The following is a 16,112-nucleotide window of genomic DNA, read 5'->3' on the forward strand; positions in this document are numbered from 1 at the left end:
CAGACGGGCACGGATTCCGGCACAGGGAATAGCCGCCACGGGGGCGTCGGCTCGTGGGCAGGCTATGGGGAGCGCTTCGCGCGAGCGAGCGTGTATCGCATTGATTGCCGGGTTATTGCCGGAGTACGCCATGCCTATCGAAAAACAGGTCGTCCCGCTGCCGAATGGCTTGCAGGTCTACGTCGAGCATCACGTCTACGATCCGTCGTTCGAGACGGTCATCCTGGTCAACGGTGCGCTCGCGACCACCGCCTCGTTCGGCCAGACCGTGCGCTACCTCGGCGAGCGGCTCAATTCCCTCTGCTTCGACCTGCCCTACGCGGGCCAGTCGCGCCAGCACAATCCCGGCAAGTTCGTGCTGACCAAGGACGACGAAGTCGACGTCCTGCTGCACCTGACCGAGCACTTCCGGCCCAGCTACCTGCTGTCGGTGTCGTGGGGCGGGGTGGCGTCGCTGTTCGCGCTCTCGCGCGGCTGCACGAGCATCCGCCGCGCGGTGGTGGCCTCGTTCTCGCCGTTCCTCAACGACGCGATGGTCGACTACGTCACGCGCGCCCGCGACCACATCGCGGCGGGCGAGAACCTGCATGCCGCGCAGCTGCTCAACGACACCGTGGGCCGCTATCTGCCGCGCATCATGAAGCTCTACAACTACCGCTACCTGACCAAGCTGCCGCGCGACGAGCAGGACCAGGTGGCCTTCCACGTGAACCAGATCCTCGAGATGAAGCCAGAGGCCTATCTCGACCAGTTCACGCAGATCCAGTGCGGCGTGAAGTTCATCAACGGCGAACTCGACGAATACACCACCCCGGCCGACGTGCGCCGGCTCGGCAGCTACGTGCGGCGCGCCGAGTTCGAGACGATCGGCAAGGCCGGCCACTTCCTCGACCTCGAAGGGCGCCAGCAGCAGGAGAACGTGCGCGCGGCGATCCTCGGCTACTTCTGCGACGAGGCGCGCAGCGCGTCCTCGTCGGACGGCTCGTTCGATTCGCTGTCGCCGATGCCGCTGCTGTCCTAGCCGTGTTGTCGTAGCCGCGCCGTCGTAGCCATTTGCGCGGCGGCGCGCCGGGCCGCGGGCACGAGGTGCGGCCCCGGCAGCCCACTCTTAATGACGGGGCGCGCGTCGCGCCTGCCGCGCGTGCCGCGTGCATCGCATGCGCGGGGCGCGGCGCCCATTCCTTTCGAGCCCATCAGAGGCGGTATCGATGTCGAAGATGATCATCACGGCGATCGGGTCGGCGGGCGACGTGTACCCGCTGCTCGGTGTCGGCCGCGCGCTCGCGGCCCGCGGGCACCAGGTGGTGTTCTGCACGCATCCGCAGTTCGAGGCGAGCGCACTGCGCTGCGGCTTCGCGTTCGTGCCGATCGGCACGGCGCACGAGTACGCGCAGGCGATGGCGAACCCGGCGCTGTGGCATCCGCGCACCTCGTTCCGCACGCTCTGGAGCGTGATCGCGCCATCGCTGCGCCCGCATTTCGAGCGGCTCTCGGCGCTGGTGGATGGCGACACGGTGCTGATCGGCACGCTCTGGGCGTTCTCCGCGCGACTGTTGCAGGAGCGCCACGGCACGCCCTACGTATCGGTGCAGGTGTCGCCCTCCACGCTGCTCTCGGCGCATGCGCCGCCCACCCACAAGCGCCTGACCGTGCCGCGCCGGCTGCCGCTCGCGCTGAAGGCGGGGCTCATCACGCTGATCGAGCGCGGCGTGCTCGACAAGGTCTGCGGGCCGGCGCTGAACGCGCTGCGCGCGGAACTGGGGCTTGCCCCGGCGCGGCGCATCCTCGGCCGCTGGCTGCATTCCACCGACGGCGTGCTGTGCCTGTTCCCCGACTGGTTCGCGGCGCCGCAGCCCGACTGGCCGGCCAACCATCGGCAGACCGGCTTCCCGCTGTTCAACGACGTCGACGAGCCGGTGTCGGACCCGGGGCTCGAGGCGTTCCTCGCGGCGGGCGAGCCGCCGGTGGTGTTCACGGCCGGCTCGACGCGCGTGGACGGCGCCGGCTTCGCGCGCGCGACCGCCGAGGCGATGCAGGCGACCGGCACGCGCGGCATCCTGATCACGCCCGACGCCGCGCCGCTCGATGCGAGCGAGCCACATGCGCCACGCCAGGCCCACGCGATGCCGCGCCTGCTGACGCGCCGCTACCTGCCGCTGCGCCGGCTGCTGCCGCGCTGCCGCGCGCTGGTGCATCACGGCGGCATCGGCACGGCCTCGCTCGCCTACGAGGCCGGCATCGCGCAGGTGGTGATGCCGTCGGCGCACGACCAGTTCGACAACGCGCAGCGCGTGGCCGACAGCGGCTGCGGCGTGCGCCTGGATGCGCCGGTGGAGAGCGCGGCGCTGGCCGCGGCGCTCGGCTACGTGCTCGGCGACGAGGGCATCGCGGTGCGCTGCGCGCAGATCGCCGCCGCCGTGGCGGCCGCGCCCGACGGCTGCGAGGAGGCCGCGCGCTTCATCGAGCGCTTCGTCCCGGCATCGGCTACGCCAGCCACACCGGCCGGACGGCTCGCGCCGGGCGGCATCGACGGCGAGCCGGGGCCGCTTGGCCGCCGCGCCGCCGACGGCCCCGGTCTCGCGGCACCGGAGGCGTCGGGCGCATGAGTGCCTCCCAGCTGGCCGACGCGACGCTGCCCGAAGCGCTGCCTGATGCCACCGGCGCCACCGGCGCCATCGGCGGCGTGAGCGCGGCCGTGCCGCCGCCCGATGCCTCGCGTGAGGGCGGGGGCAAGGGCGAACCCGCGCCGCCCGCCGACGCCTCACCGCCGATGCGCGGCGCGCGGCTCGCGCTGCTGACGTTCGCGCTGTCGCTCGCCACCTTCATCGAGGTGCTCGATTCGACCGTGACCAACGTCGCGGTGCCGTCGATCTCGGGCAGCCTCGGCGTGTCGAACAGCCAGGGCACCTGGGTGATCAGCTCGTACTCGGTGGCGGCCGCGATCGCGGTGCCGCTCACCGGCTGGCTCGCGCGCCGCGTCGGCGAGCGGCGCCTGTTCGTCACCTCGATCGTGCTGTTCACGCTGACCTCGCTGCTGTGCGGGCTGGCCGGCGACCTGCGCGTGCTGGTGGCGTGCCGCGCGCTGCAGGGCCTGTTCTCGGGGCCGATGGTGCCGCTCTCGCAGACCATCCTGATGCGCGCGTTCCCGTCCGAGCGGCGCACGCTCGCGCTGGCACTGTGGGCGATGACGGTGCTGCTCGCGCCGATCCTCGGGCCGGTGGCGGGCGGCTGGATCGTCGACAACTATTCGTGGCCGTGGATCTTCCTCGTCAACCTGCCGATCGGGCTGTTCTCGTTCACGGTCTGCGTGACGCTGCTGAAGCCGTCGCGCGAGGGCGGCCACGCCGGCCCGATCGACGTGGTGGGGATCGTGCTGCTGGTGATCGGCGTGGGCGCGCTGCAGGCCATGCTCGACCTCGGCCACGACCGCGGCTGGTTCGATTCCACGCTGATCCGCACGCTGGCGATCACGGCCGGCCTCGCGATCGTCTCGCTGCTGATCTGGGAGCGCGGCGAGGCGCATCCGGTGGTGGACCTGAGCCTGTTCCGCGACCGCACGTTCTCGTTCTGCGTGCTGATCATCTCGCTCGGCATGATGGCGTTCTCGGTGGTGGGCGTGGTGTTCCCGCTCTGGCTGCAGACCGTGATGGGCTACAACGCGTTCCATTCCGGGCTCGCCGCCGCGCCGCTCGGCATCCTCGCGTTCGTGTTCTCGATCCTGGTGGGGCTCTATTCGAGCCGCTTCGACGCGCGCGTGCTGGCCACCTTCGGCTTCCTCGTGTTCGCCGGCGTGCAATGGAACAACGCCCACTTCACGCTGACCATGACGTTCACGCAGATCATCACGCCGGGGCTGATCCAGGGCATGGGGCTGCCGTGCTTCTTCATCCCGCTCACGGCGGCCACGCTGTCGCGGATTCCCGACGACAAGCTCGCCGCGGCCTCCAGCCTGTCGAACTTCCTGCGCACGCTGTCGGCCGCGTTCGGCACCGCGATGAGCGTGACGCTATGGCAGAACCGCGCCACCTATCACTACGACGTGGTCTCGCAGGCGGTGACGAAGTCGGACGGCAACACGCAGCGCTACGTCGACGCGCTGCACGCGATGGGCATGACCGGCACGCGCGAGCTGGCCTCGCTCAGCAACGTGGTGCAGAAGCAGGCCTACATGATGGCCACCGGCGACATGTATTTCATGGCCAGCATGACCTGCCTGACGCTGGCCTGCCTGATGTGGCTGACGCGGCCGAAGCGCGGCGCGGCCATGACGATCGGACATTGAGACGGGAGGCCGCGACGTGATCCGCCGAATCTTCCCGACACGCACGCCCGCCGCCGCGCGGGCCAACCCTGGTGGCACGGCATGCGGAGCAAGACGATGAGGCTCGGGGCATTGATCATCCTCTATCACGCGCGCGACGAGCAGCTCGCGCGGATCGGCGAGGTGGCGCGCGCCTGCGACGCGCTGGTGCTGGTCGACAACACGCCGGCCCCTGACCCGCTCGCGCGCGAGGCGGCGCGGCACGCCGGCGTCGAGCTGATCCATCACGGCAATCGCGGCGGCATCGCGGGTGCCTACAACGCGGGGCTGGCCGCGCTGTTCGCGCGCGGCGTCGACGCGGTCGCGCTGTTCGACCAGGATTCGACGGTGCCCGAGCCGTTCTTTCCGACCATGCGCGCGCTCTGCGGGCGCTTCGGCGCGCAGCCGTTCCTGGCCGGCCCGCGCATCTTCGACGAGAACGATCGGCGCTACCTGCCCGAACTGACCAGCAACGGCGTGACGGTGCGGCGGCTGTCGATCACGCCCGATGCGCCGGCGCTGCGCTGCGCGTTCCTGATCTCGTCGGGCAGCGTGATCTCGCGCGAGGCGTTCGCCTGCCTCGGCCGCTTCGACGAGACGCTGTTCATCGATCACGTCGACACCGAATACTGCTTCCGCGCGCTCGCGCGCGGCGTGCCCGTGTACGTGGTGCCGTCGCTGGTGCTGGCGCACCGGATCGGCTCGAAGCGGCGCCACCGGATCGGGCCGTTCGAGATCTCGGCGATGCACCACCCGTGGTATCGCCGCTACTACAGCGCGCGCAACGCCGTGCAGCTCGGCATGCAGTACGGCCTGCGCTTCCCGGTGGCGCTCGTGCCGAACCTGCTCACGCTGTGGCAGATCGTGCAGATCGTGCTGTGCGAGGACGACAAGCGTGCCAAGCTCAAGGGCATCGCGTTCGGCGTGGTCGACGGCCTGTTCGGCCGGCTCGGCCCGCTCGACGAGGCGCGCCCGGGCTGGGCCGCGCGCGTCCAGCCGAAGCGGGTACGCCACGGATGAGCCGACCGATTCGTATGGCGCGGCCGGCGCGCGCGGCCCTGGCGGGCGGCATGCTCGCGGCCGGCATCCTCGTGAGCGGCATGCTGTTGGGCGGCTGCGTGCCGGCCGGCTTCCACACCACGGTGGCGCCGCACGTGCCCGCCGCGAACGCGCTGGCGGGCGTGACCGGCGCGCAGGCCGCGGGCGGCGCGTGGCCCGCGCCCGACTGGGTGCGCCAGCTCGGCGACGCGCAGCTCGACGCGCTGGTGGCCGAGGCCTACGAGAACAATCCGACGCTGCAGGCGGCCAGGGCGCGCATCGCGATCGCGCAGGCGCAGCTGCAGCAGTACTCGGCGATGACGGGCCTGGTCGGCACGGCCGGCGCCTCGGTCACCAAGGCGCGCGTGCCGCGCAGCGACGGCGTGGCCAACGTCAATGCCGGCGGCTTCAACGTGCCGGTCGAGCTGTTCGGCGATCCGGGCATCTCGTCGTCGTCGCTGTACGCCGGGCTCAACTACCAGCTCGACCTGTGGGGCGCCAACGCCGCCGCCACGCGCGGCTTCCTGTCGAACCGCGACGCCGCGCGCGTCGACGCCGAGCAGGCGCGCCTCACGCTGGCGGTCTCGCTCGTCACGCTCTACTGCGAACTCGACCAGGTCTATGCGCAGCGCGAGCTGCTGGAGCAGAAGCGCACGGCCAGCGAGCAGATCGACGCGGTGCTGCGCGAGCGCGCAGCGCGCGGCATCGACAACGCCTACGACGCCAGCGACGCCGCCATCAAGCGCAGCCGGCTGCTGGCCCAGATCGCCTCGGCCGGCGAGCAGATCCGGCTGATCGAGGTGCAGATCGGCGTGATGACGGGCAAGGGCCCCGAGCGCGGGCTCGCGCTCGCGCGCCCGCATCCGGGCGAACTGGTGGACGCGCCGCTGCCGGCGCAGCTGCCCGTCGAGCTGCTGGGCCGGCGCCCCGACATCGTCGCCGCGCGGCTGCGCGTGCAGGCCGCGTTCGCCTCGGTGGACGGCGCGCGCGCCGATTTCTATCCGAACCTGAACCTCTCCGCGATCGGCGGGCTGTTCGCGCTGACGCCGGCCGGGCTGCTGCGCGGCAAGTCGTTCGGCGGCTCGATCGGGCCGGCCGTGTCGCTGCCGATCTTCGAGCGCGGCCGGCTGAAGGCGAAGCTGGCCGGCGACGTGGCCAACGCCGACCTGACCATCGCGCTCTACAACCAGACCGTGGACGAGGCGCTCGGCCAGGTCGCGCGCCAGTTGACGCAACTGCGCACCATGGATACCTTGCTTGCCGGGCAGCAGCAGGCGGTGGACGCGGCGCAGCGCATCGTCGACATCGCCGAGGAGCGCCACCGGCGCGGCTTCGGCATGGAGAAGGACGTCAACAACGCGCGCCTGACGCTGGCCGACGAGCGCACCCGCATGATCGACCTGCTCGCGCGGCGCCGCGCGCTGCGCATCGGGCTGATCGACGCGCTCGGCGGCGGCTTCGATGCGAGCAAGCTGCCGGGGCCGGCCATCGCCCATTCCGGATTCGTTTTTCCCGCCCACGACCGACTGACCGATTCGCACTTCGACTGAGCGCATGCACGACGACAACAACGAGGCGCCGCGCCACGGCGCGAGCGCCACGCCCGAGGCTGGCCGGCTTCAGGCGAAGCGCGCCGCGCGCCGCCGCCATTTCGCGCTGTTCTTCGGCGTGGTCGCGGTGGCCGCGATCGCGGCGGCCACCGACTGGTACCTGAGCGGCCGCTACCACGAGGAGACCGACGACGCCTACGTGGCCGGCAACATCGTGCAGGTGGCCGCGCAGGTGCCGGGCACCGTGATCGACGTGCTGGTCAGCGACACGCAGCGCGTGCGCGCGGGCCAGACGCTCGCGCGCCTCGACGACGCCGAGGCCTCGGTGGCGCTCGCGCAGGCCCGCGCGCAGCTCGCGCAGGCAGTGCGCCAGGCCGCCAACTCGCGCGTCTCGAACGCGATGTATGCCGATGCCGTCAGCGCGCGCGAGGCCGATCTCGAGGTGGCGCGGCGCGCCTACGCGGCACGCGCCAACGCCAGCGTCGAGGTGGTCTCGCCCGAGGAACTGGCGCGCGCGCGCGCGCAGATGGTCGGCGCGCAGGCGCAGCTGGCCGCGGCGCGCGCGCAGCTCGAATCGGCGCGCGTGCTCGGCAGCCGGCTCGCGGTGGAGGACAATCCCGCCGTGGTGCAGGCCGCCGCGCAGTTCAAGCTCGCCTGGCGCAACCTGAAGCGCACCACGATCGTCGCGCCGGTGGCGGGCACGGTGGCGCAGCGCTCGGTGCAGGTGGGCGCGCAGGTCGGCCCCGGCGTGCCGCTGCTGTCGCTGATCCAGCTGAACGCGCTGTGGATCGAGGCGAACTTCAAGGAAGCGCAGATCCGCAACATGCGCGCCGGCCAGCCGGTCAGCGTCGTGTCGGACATCTACGGCGCGAAGGTGGTCTATCACGGCCACGTCGAGGGCTTCTCGGCCGGCACCGGCAGCGCGTTCTCGATGCTGCCGTCGCAGAACGCGGCCGGCAACTGGATCAAGGTGGTGCAGCGCGTGCCGGTGGTGGTGTCGATCGACGCGGCCGATCTGGCCGCGCATCCGCTGCGCATCGGGCTGTCGATGCGCGTGGTGGTGGACACGCACCAGCGCGGCGGCCACCTGCTCGACAACGAGCAGCCGCTGCCGGGGCAGAGCACGCGCGTCCACGACGACGTGGTGGCCGAGGCCGACGCGGCGGCCGCCGCGGTGATCCGCGCGAATCAGTAGGCGCAGTAGACGCAGCAGGCGCGCGCGAATCGGCGCGCGCGGCCGTATCCGGCGCGTCGCGCGAACGCGCCGGCATCTCCCTCCGTCCGGCCCGCCGGATTTTCTCCGTTCGATTCGGTTTTCGTCCGGCCTGCGCCGCGTCGAAGCGCTTGCCATTGCGCAGTGCGGCAAAATCGAATCGCGCGGCGGCGTTGCAGTTAATCATTCGTCGCGATTCGATATTTCGATTCGATAAACGTATTTTGGTGTAACTACATAAATCCGAATTAAATTCAAACGATTTTAAATTTATGGATTACCTATCAATATGGACAGGTGTATTTCCTGTCGAAAATACTATGCTTGCTTCCGGTGTGCCGCGCCGTCGCCCGTGCCGCCCGCCACGCCGAAACGGCTCGTGCGGTCGGCCGGAGAGGGTGCCGTGCATGCCCGCCGCGCCCGCTTGATCTCACTCATTACAGTTGCCTTGTGATTAAGGCGGGAATATCCGGCGTGCCGTGTTTAGCAATGCCGATTGAGATGTTTATGCGGTAAATCCGGCGATATCAAAATCATGACGCCGCATCGCCTTGCGAAATTACCTGCAGTTCGGGAACTCGATTCGATAATCAAGGAAGAATTTCCCCTTAATCTCAGGAGCTCACTTTGAAAACCAAGATTATAAAAGGCCTGGCCGCCGCGCTTTCCGGTGCCGTCATGACGCTGTGCGCCGCCGGCCATGCGCTGGCCGCCGGCGCGGCCCAGGAGGCGGTGCCCGCCGTCACCGCCGCCGCCGCGGCGCTGCCGGCCAACTTCGTGTTCAGCCCGTACAAGGACATCACGATCAGCCTGAACTGGAACACCAACGTCATCTCGACGGCCGTGACCGGTTCGCTGCAGCCGCTGCTGAACGTGCTGCCGGCCAAGGACAAGACGGTGACCTGGGCGTTCGCCACCGGCGAATGCGGCAGCGAGAGCTGGTCGGGCCTGACCGCCGCGCAGGTCGCGAGCGCGAACGTCCAGAACTGGGTGAACGCGGGCCGCAGCTACATCATCTCGACGGGCGGCGCGGCCGGCTCGTTCACCTGCGGCTCGGACGCGAACTTCACGAAGTTCATCAACACCTACAACTCGGCGAACCTGAAGGGCATCGATTTCGACATCGAGGCTGGCCAGAGCCAGACCGACATCAACAACCTCGTGCTGCGCGTGAAGGCGGCGCAGGCCAGCTTCCCGAACCTGCGCTTCAGCTTCACGATCGCGACGCTGGGCGGCAACGCGGCCCAGAGCCTCGGCTCGACGGGCGTGTCGGTGATGAACGCGATCCAGGCCGCCGGCCTCAAGAACTACATCATCAACCTGATGGTGATGGACTACGGCAGCGCGATCGCGAGCAACTGCACGGTGGTGAACGGCGCCTGCGAGATGGGCCAGTCGGCCGTGGCCGCGGCCAACAGCCTGCACAACTACTGGGGCGTGCCGTACAGCCAGATCGAGCTGACCCCGATGATCGGCGGCAACGACACGCAGGGCGAGACGTTCACGCTGGCCGACGTCAACGTCGTCACCTCGTTCGCGCAGCAGAACGGGCTGGCCGGCGTGCATTTCTGGTCGTTCGATCGCGACAACGATTGCACGCAGAGCTATGCCTCGCCGACCTGCAACAGCTACGGCCAGGCCGGCACGCTCGGCTTCACGAACCGCTTCATCTCGGCGCTCGGTCTCTGAGCGGCGCGCCGATCCGGACGGCGGGGGCCGTCCGGATCGCGCTGCGGATCAAAATGAAACGCGCCGCGTCCCTTGCCGGGCGCGGCGCGTTTTTCATCGGGCCTGGGTCGTGGCGGGGATCGCCCGGCTCAGATGCCCGCTCGCGCGAGCCACCCTTCGAGCGCCGGATCCTCGAAATCGCGGATCGTCTCGTGCGCGCCGGCCTCGCGCAGCCGCGCGTCGTCGAGCGCGGTGCGCATGCCGAAGGTGTGGATACCGGCCGCGCTGGCCGAGCGCACGCCCGAGGCCGAATCCTCGAACGCCACCGCGCGCGCCGCGTCGCCGCCGAGCACCTCGAGCGCGGTGAGGTAGGGCAGCGGATGCGGCTTGCCGTGCGCGAGTTCGCCGCCGATCACGAGCGTCTCGAAGCGCGTAGCGAGCCCGAGCGCCTCGAGCATCATCCGCGCGTTCTCGCGCGGCGCGTTGGTGACCACGGCGCTGCGCGCGCCGGCGCGCTCGATGCGGCGCAGCAGCGCCTCGGTGCCGGCCGTCGGCGCGAGGCGCGCGCCGAGCTGATCGCGAAACCGCTGCTCCTTCTCGGCCGCCAGCGCCGTGAACTCGGCGGCCGGCATGCCGGGGAACAGGCCGCCGAAGATCATGTCGTCGGGAAAGCCCATCACGTGGGTCTTGTAGTAATCGAGATCGATCGTGCGCTGCCAGCGCGCGAGCAGCGTGTTGTAGGCGTTCAGGTGCAGGGCGTCGGTGTCGACGAGCGTGCCGTCGAGGTCGAACAGGAACGTGATGTCGCTCACTTCGTGGACACTCCTTCAGGGGCGGGGAACCGAGGGTGCCCGATCTTACCCCGCGCGGCGCGGCGGGAGCGCGGGCCGTCGCGCCGCCGGCTCGCAACGAAATGACGATGCTGCCGGGCACCGCCCATGTCGGCGGCAGTCAACCGCGTGTCGGGTTTTGGACATCCGGCGCCCCGCCTCGCGGACTACCCTCTGAGGGCTCGCTGCCCGACCCGCGCGCGGCCGCGCCGGGCGACGCGCAGCACTAAGCCAGACAGACAGGAGACGAAGCGATGAGCAGCAATCGAGGAGTCGTGTATCAGGGGCCGGGCAAGGTCGAGGTGCAGAAGATCGACTATCCGCGGATGGTCGACCCGAGTGGGCGCAAGATCGGCCACGGCGTGATCCTGAAGGTGGTCAGCACCAACATCTGCGGCTCCGACCAGCACATGGTGCGCGGCCGCACCACGGCGCCGGTCGGCCTCGTGCTCGGCCACGAGATCACCGGCGAGGTGATCGAACTCGGCGGCGACGTCGAGACGCTGCGGATCGGCGACATCGTCACGGTACCGTTCAACGTGGCCTGCGGGCGCTGCCCGATGTGCCGCGAGCAGAGCACCGGCGTGTGCCTGAACGTGAACCCGGCGCGCGCCGGCGGCGCCTACGGCTACGTGGACATGGGCGGCTGGATCGGCGGCCAGGCCGAGTACGTGCTGGTGCCGTATGCCGACTTCAACCTGATCAAGTTCCCGGACCGCGACCAGGCGATGGCCAAGATCCGCGACCTGACCTGCCTGTCCGACATCCTGCCCACCGGCTATCACGGCGCCGTCACGGCCGGCGTGAAGCCGGGCTCGACCGTCTACGTCGCGGGCGCCGGCCCGGTGGGGATGGCCGCGGCCGCCTCGGCGCGGCTGCTCGGCGCGGCGGTGACGATCGTCGGCGACATGAACGCGGAGCGCCTCGCGCACGCGCGCAAGGTCGGCTTCGAGACGGTGGACCTCTCGCAGGACACGCCGCTCGGCGAGCAGATCGCGCGCATCGTCGGGCGCCCCGAGATCGACTGCGCCGTCGATTGCGTCGGCTTCGAAGCGCACGGCCACGGCTCGTCGGGCCACGCCGAGGAGGCGCCCGCCACGGTGCTGAACTCGCTGATGGAAATCACGCGCCCGGCCGGCGCGATCGGCATCCCGGGCCTCTACGTGACCGACGATCCGGGCGCGAAGGACGCCGCCGCGCAGCACGGCAGCCTCAGCATCCGCTTCGGCCTGGGCTGGGCCAAGTCGCATACGTTCCATACCGGCCAGACGCCGGTGCTGAAGTACAACCGCAACCTGATGCAGGCGATCCTGTTCGACCGGCTGCCGATCGCCGAGATCGTCAACGTCACGGTGATCTCGCTCGATCAGGCGCCGGAGGGCTACCGCAAGTTCGATGGCGGCGCGCCGCGCAAGTTCGTGATCGATCCGCACGGGTTGATCGCGGCCTGAGCGTCGGAGCGTGATTCGGGGTGGCCTGAGCTGGCCGCCCTGCGCAGACGGCCCGCGCCTGTGCGCGGGCCGTCGTCATGTTGTTGCGGACGCAACCAGCCCGATCATTCGGTGACGAGGTCGGGCGGCTTCAGGCTACCCGCTCCGCCAGTTCCCCCTCCGCCAGCGCCGCCGCGGCCGCGGCCACCGGCGTGTGCCAGTCGCCGAGCACCGGCTGGCGGAACAGCCGCATGCTGGGATACCACGGCGTGAAATCGACGTGGTTGAGCCAGCGGCTGTCGCCCGCCTGCGAGAGCAGCAGCCAGACCGGCCGGCCCAGCGCCGCGGCCAGATGCGCGGCGCCGGTATCGATCGAGACCAGCAGGTCGAGCTGGCCGAGCACCGCGGCCGTGTCGGCGAAGCGGTGCAGCGCCGGCGCCAGATCGACGATGCCGTGCGCCGCGATCGCGGCGCGCTCGGCCTCGCGTCGCGCCTCGCCGGCGTCGCCCACCTGCAGCGAGTAGAAGCGGCAGCCCGGCTGCGCGAGGAGCGGCGCGAGCGCGCCCAGCGCGAGCGAACGGTACGGCTCGTGGCGCACGCCCGACTGGCTGCGCCAGACCAGCCCGATGCGCGTGAGTCCCGGCGCGTCGAGCGCGGCGCGCACGGCGTCGGGCAGCGCCGAGGGCGGCGGCGTGTCGAGGTAGGGCGTGTCGAAGCGCGGCTGGTAGGGGCTCGTCTGGTAGCGCGCGAACAGGTTGAACAGCCAGGTCACGCAATCGCACTGGTCGGCCAGCGCGCCCACCTGCGGGCCGCTCTCGCGCACGAAGCCGTCCTCGCGCAGCACGCCGCGCGCGAGTTCGCCGACCTGCACGTCCACCGAGGCCGCGCCTTCCTCGCGCAGGCAGGCGAGGTAGCGCGAATGCATGAACAGGTCGCCGGCGCCGCCTTCCATCATCACCAGCACGCGCTTGCCGGCCACCGGATCGTGATGGCCGAGGAACTTGCGCTCGGCCCAGTCGAAGCTGCCGCCGTGGCCCGGGTAGAGCGTCTCGACCACGCGCGCGCGATACGGCGCGTCGCGCAGCTCGCGGAACAGCCGGTGCGCGTCGCGATAGCGGCCCTGGCCGTAGCGCGCGATGGTCTGCTCGAAGCGGACCACGTAGCGGTTCGGGTCGTCGGCGAGGCCGGCCTCGGCGCGCGCGAGCAGCGCCTCGGCCTCGGCGAAGCGGCCCAGATAATTCATCTCGATGCCGGCCAGCGCCAGCGCGAGCGGCGTGCTCGCGCTGGCGGCGCAGCGCGTGACCTGCGCGGACGCGGCGGCGGCATGGCCGGCCTCGCGCAGGCCGCGCGCGAGCGCGAAGCCCGTGTCGTCGTTCGGGGTGGTCAGGTAGGCGAGATAGGCGCTCGCCAGCGCGGCGTCGTCTGACACGTGCGGTCGTCCTTGGGCGCCGTGCCGCGCGCCCGCGTCCGGCCGCGGCGGAGCGTCAGGCGTGCAGCGCGAGCACCGGTTGCGATGCGCCGATCGGCAGCATCGGTTGCGCGAGCGGTGCGACCTGCTTGCGACGTTCGCGGGTCGGCGCGGTGCCGAACGCGTCGCGGTAGCTCTTGCTGAAGTGGCAGGCCGACTGGAAACCGCATGCCATTGTAATGTGCATGATCGACATGTCGGTCTGCAGCAGCAGCTCGCGCGCGCGGCGCAGCCGCAGCGTCAGGTAGTAATGGGTCGGCGTCATGCCGAGGTGCTCGCGGAACAGCCGCTGCAGCTGGCGTTGCGACATGTTCGCGAGCCGCGCCAGTTCCTCGCGCGAGAGCGGCTCCTCGATGTTGTTCTCCATCAGCGCGATCACCTCGAACAGCGACTTGTTCGCGGAGCCGAGCCGCGCCACCAGCGGCATGCGTTGCTGGGCGCTGGTGTCGCGCACGTGTTCGACGATGAACTGCTCGGCGATCTGCGTGACGCGCGCCGTGCCGATGCGCGGCGCGATCAGGTTCAGCATCATGTCGAGCGGCGCGACGCCGCCGGTGCAGGTCACGCGATCGCGGTCGATCACGAACAGCTCCTTCAGGAAGCGCGTGTCGGGGAACTCCTCCTTCAGCGCCGACATGTTCTCCCAGTGGATCGCGCAGGCGTAGCCGGCCAGCAGGCCGGCCTTGGCGAGCGCATAGGTGCCGGTGCAGAGGCTGCCGAGCGCGACGCCGGCGCGCGCGAAGCGGCGCAGCGTGGACAGATGATCGGCGGTGGTGGCGCGCTGCACGTCCACGCCGCCGCAGACGAACACCATGTCGGGCGCGCCGATGCTGTCGGCCGGCACCGTGTCGACGCTCAGGCCGTTGCTCGCGCTCACCGGTCCGCCGCCCGGCGTCACGATCGACCAGCGATAGAGCGGCTGGCCGCTCAGGTAGTTGGCCATCCTCAGCACTTCGATCGCGTTCGTGAACGCGATCATCGTGAAATTGGGCAGAGGAACGAACGCGAAGTGGGACAACGACGCGGTACGGTCGGGTGACATGGGGAGCGTTCCTTGGATCGGGACTCTGTGCGGCCGGGGAACACGGCGCGACTATTGTGGAATCCCGCGCAACAAGCATGCCATACGGCTAAACCCTGATCGCGCCGTGCTTCGGGCCTCGCGCGCCATGCTGCGGCGCACCGTGGCGGGGCCGGCCTGCACCGCCGCGCGCGCGGGCGGCACCGCGCCGGTGCCGGTCGCGTCGTGGTTGTGTATCGACGGCGCATCGGTGGCGCCGCGACGTGGCCTCGAACACGCGCCGGTTGCACCGCCCGCGTTGCGCCGCGAGCGCCGCCACGACGCGCGTGGCGGACTTGTACAAAACGGACGCGCATGTCGGAAAAGGCAAAGAAAGCGTCTGAATTCATCAATCGGCGAAAAATCCGAACGACAAGAATAGAGCCGTCGGCAAAGCCGCCGTGAAACTCGCCCCGAAGCCTTGCAGGGCGGGCGTCTCGCGGCCACGGCGCCTGCCGGTTCGAACCGGGTCGTCCCACCCCACGCGACATTCTGGAGAAACACATGAGCACGCTGCATCAGGACAGCATCATCATCGATGGCCTGAACATTTCGAAATTCGATCGGTCGGTCTTCGAGGACATGCACAAGGGTGGCGTGACGGCCGCGAACTGCACGGTGTCGGTGTGGGACAGCTTCATCAAGACGGTCGACAACATCGGCACGATGAAGCAGCAGATCCGCGAGAACAGCGAACTGCTCACGCTGGTGCGCACCACCGACGACATCGCCCGCGCCAAGCGCGAAGGCAGGACCGGTGTGATCCTCGGCTTCCAGAACGCGCATGCGTTCGAGGACAACCTGTCCTACATCGAGGCGTTCGCCGACATGGGCGTGCGCGTGGTGCAGCTCTGCTACAACACCCAGAACCTGGTCGGCACCGGCTGCTACGAGCGCGACGGCGGCCTGTCGGATTTCGGCCGCGAGGTGATCACCGAGATGAACCGCGTCGGCATCATGGTCGACCTCTCGCACGTGGGCGGCAACACCTCGTCCGAGGCGATCGCGTTCTCGAAGAAGCCGGTCACCTATTCGCACTGCCTGCCCTCGGGCCTCAAGGAGCACCCGCGCAACAAGAGCGACGCGCAGCTGCGCGAGATCGCGGACGCGGGCGGCTTCGTCGGCGTGACGATGTTCGCGCCGTTCCTCAAGCGCGGCATCGACGCGACCATCGACGACTACATCGAGGCGATCGACTACGTGGTGAACCTGATCGGCGAGGACACGGTGGGCATCGGTACCGACTTCACGCAGGGCTACAGCACCGAGTTCTTCGACATGCTCACGCACGACAAGGGCCGCTACCGCCGCCTGACCAACTTCGGCAAGGTGGTGAACCCGGAAGGCATCCGCACCATCGGCGAGTTCCCGAACCTGACCGCCGCGATGGAACGCGCCGGCTGGAAGGCGTCGCGCATCCGCAAGATCATGGGCGAGAACTGGGTGCGCGTGTTCAAGGACGTCTGGGGCGCCTGAGCCGCCCGGCACCCGCGGCCGCCCGCCGGCCCGCTCCCTTCATGTCATCCGGTCCGCGCCACACGCCCCCGAAGCGGCG

Annotated in this window: 12 protein-coding genes; 9 read left to right on the plus strand and 3 right to left on the minus strand. The window is 70.1% G+C overall.

All coding sequences use genetic code 11. The features are described 5' to 3' along the window. Positions 1–130 precede the first annotated feature (130 nt). The 7 genes from BpN12_RS03560 to BpN12_RS03590 all read left to right on the plus strand — a co-directional run bounded on the left by BpN12_RS03560 (position 131) and on the right by BpN12_RS03590 (position 9,790). Entirely contained in the window at positions 131–1,021 is an 891-nt protein-coding gene (locus BpN12_RS03560; RefSeq protein ID WP_246793939.1) for an alpha/beta fold hydrolase, read from the plus strand. A 187-nt stretch (positions 1,022–1,208) separates the two neighbouring features. Continuing rightward, positions 1,209–2,606 (plus strand): glycosyltransferase, encoded by a 1,398-nt coding sequence (locus tag BpN12_RS03565; RefSeq protein ID WP_246793940.1) that lies wholly within the window; start codon positions 1,209–1,211, stop codon positions 2,604–2,606. A gap of 164 nt (positions 2,607–2,770) precedes the next feature. Next, positions 2,771–4,282: a DHA2 family efflux MFS transporter permease subunit gene (locus BpN12_RS03570; protein ID WP_246794613.1), complete on the plus strand. Its 1,512-nt coding sequence runs from the start codon at positions 2,771–2,773 to the stop codon at positions 4,280–4,282. 96 nt (positions 4,283–4,378) lie between these two features. Further along, positions 4,379–5,320: a glycosyltransferase family 2 protein gene (locus BpN12_RS03575; RefSeq protein WP_246793941.1), complete on the plus strand. Its 942-nt coding sequence runs from the start codon at positions 4,379–4,381 to the stop codon at positions 5,318–5,320. Continuing rightward, complete coding sequence (locus BpN12_RS03580) at positions 5,317–6,888, plus strand: efflux transporter outer membrane subunit (RefSeq protein WP_425306283.1); 1,572 nt, start codon at positions 5,317–5,319, stop codon at positions 6,886–6,888. The genes BpN12_RS03575 and BpN12_RS03580 overlap by 4 nt, the downstream gene beginning before the upstream one ends. Positions 6,889–6,892: 4 nt before the next feature. Continuing rightward, entirely contained in the window at positions 6,893–8,083 is a 1,191-nt protein-coding gene (locus tag BpN12_RS03585; protein WP_246793942.1) for an HlyD/EmrA/EmrK family protein, read from the plus strand. Positions 8,084–8,728: 645 nt separating this feature from the next. Next, entirely contained in the window at positions 8,729–9,790 is a 1,062-nt protein-coding gene (locus BpN12_RS03590; RefSeq protein WP_246793943.1) for a glycoside hydrolase family 18 protein, read from the plus strand. A gap of 128 nt (positions 9,791–9,918) precedes the next feature. Here BpN12_RS03590 and BpN12_RS03595 read toward each other — a convergent pair whose 3' ends face one another. Beyond that, the gene (locus BpN12_RS03595; RefSeq protein ID WP_246793944.1) at positions 9,919–10,581 is read right to left on the minus strand and encodes an HAD family hydrolase; all 663 of its coding nucleotides are present in this window, start codon (positions 10,579–10,581) and stop codon (positions 9,919–9,921) included. Between the two features lie 272 nt (positions 10,582–10,853). Here BpN12_RS03595 and fdhA point away from each other — a divergent pair, with 272 nt between their 5' ends. Continuing rightward, on the plus strand, positions 10,854–12,050 hold the full coding sequence (fdhA, locus tag BpN12_RS03600; RefSeq protein ID WP_246793945.1) for a formaldehyde dehydrogenase, glutathione-independent: 1,197 nt from the start codon (positions 10,854–10,856) through the stop codon (positions 12,048–12,050). A 130-nt stretch (positions 12,051–12,180) separates the two neighbouring features. Here the strand turns inward: fdhA and BpN12_RS03605 are convergent, their stop codons facing one another. Both BpN12_RS03605 and BpN12_RS03610 read right to left on the minus strand, forming a co-directional pair. Then, complete coding sequence (locus tag BpN12_RS03605) at positions 12,181–13,458, minus strand: glycosyltransferase family 9 protein (RefSeq protein ID WP_246793946.1); 1,278 nt, start codon at positions 13,456–13,458, stop codon at positions 12,181–12,183. 55 nt (positions 13,459–13,513) lie between these two features. Continuing rightward, positions 13,514–14,539 carry a GlxA family transcriptional regulator gene (locus BpN12_RS03610; protein WP_246793947.1) on the minus strand — a complete coding sequence of 342 codons (1,026 nt, stop codon included), beginning with the start codon at positions 14,537–14,539 and terminating at the stop codon, positions 13,514–13,516. A gap of 522 nt (positions 14,540–15,061) precedes the next feature. Between BpN12_RS03610 and BpN12_RS03615 the strand changes: the two genes are divergently transcribed. After that, positions 15,062–16,033 (plus strand): dipeptidase, encoded by a 972-nt coding sequence (locus BpN12_RS03615; RefSeq protein WP_246793948.1) that lies wholly within the window; start codon positions 15,062–15,064, stop codon positions 16,031–16,033. The last annotated feature ends 79 nt before the right edge of the window (positions 16,034–16,112 follow it).

The organism is Burkholderia perseverans (assembly GCF_022870505.1).
GTDB lineage: Bacteria > Pseudomonadota > Gammaproteobacteria > Burkholderiales > Burkholderiaceae > Burkholderia > Burkholderia plantarii.

Excerpts from the sequence above, each read along its gene's own strand:
- BpN12_RS03565 (WP_246793940.1), top strand. The coding sequence starts at position 1,209 with ATGTCGAAGATGATCATCACGGCGATCGGGTCGGCGGGCGACGTGTAC.
- BpN12_RS03610 (WP_246793947.1), bottom strand. The coding sequence starts at position 14,539 with ATGTCACCCGACCGTACCGCGTCGTTGTCCCACTTCGCGTTCGTTCCT.
- BpN12_RS03575 (WP_246793941.1), top strand. The coding sequence starts at position 4,379 with ATGAGGCTCGGGGCATTGATCATCCTCTATCACGCGCGCGACGAGCAG.
- BpN12_RS03615 (WP_246793948.1), top strand. The coding sequence starts at position 15,062 with ATGAGCACGCTGCATCAGGACAGCATCATCATCGATGGCCTGAACATT.
- BpN12_RS03570 (WP_246794613.1), top strand. The coding sequence starts at position 2,771 with ATGCGCGGCGCGCGGCTCGCGCTGCTGACGTTCGCGCTGTCGCTCGCC.
- fdhA (WP_246793945.1), top strand. The coding sequence starts at position 10,854 with ATGAGCAGCAATCGAGGAGTCGTGTATCAGGGGCCGGGCAAGGTCGAG.
- BpN12_RS03560 (WP_246793939.1), top strand. The coding sequence starts at position 131 with ATGCCTATCGAAAAACAGGTCGTCCCGCTGCCGAATGGCTTGCAGGTC.
- BpN12_RS03580 (WP_425306283.1), top strand. The coding sequence starts at position 5,317 with ATGAGCCGACCGATTCGTATGGCGCGGCCGGCGCGCGCGGCCCTGGCG.
- BpN12_RS03585 (WP_246793942.1), top strand. The coding sequence starts at position 6,893 with ATGCACGACGACAACAACGAGGCGCCGCGCCACGGCGCGAGCGCCACG.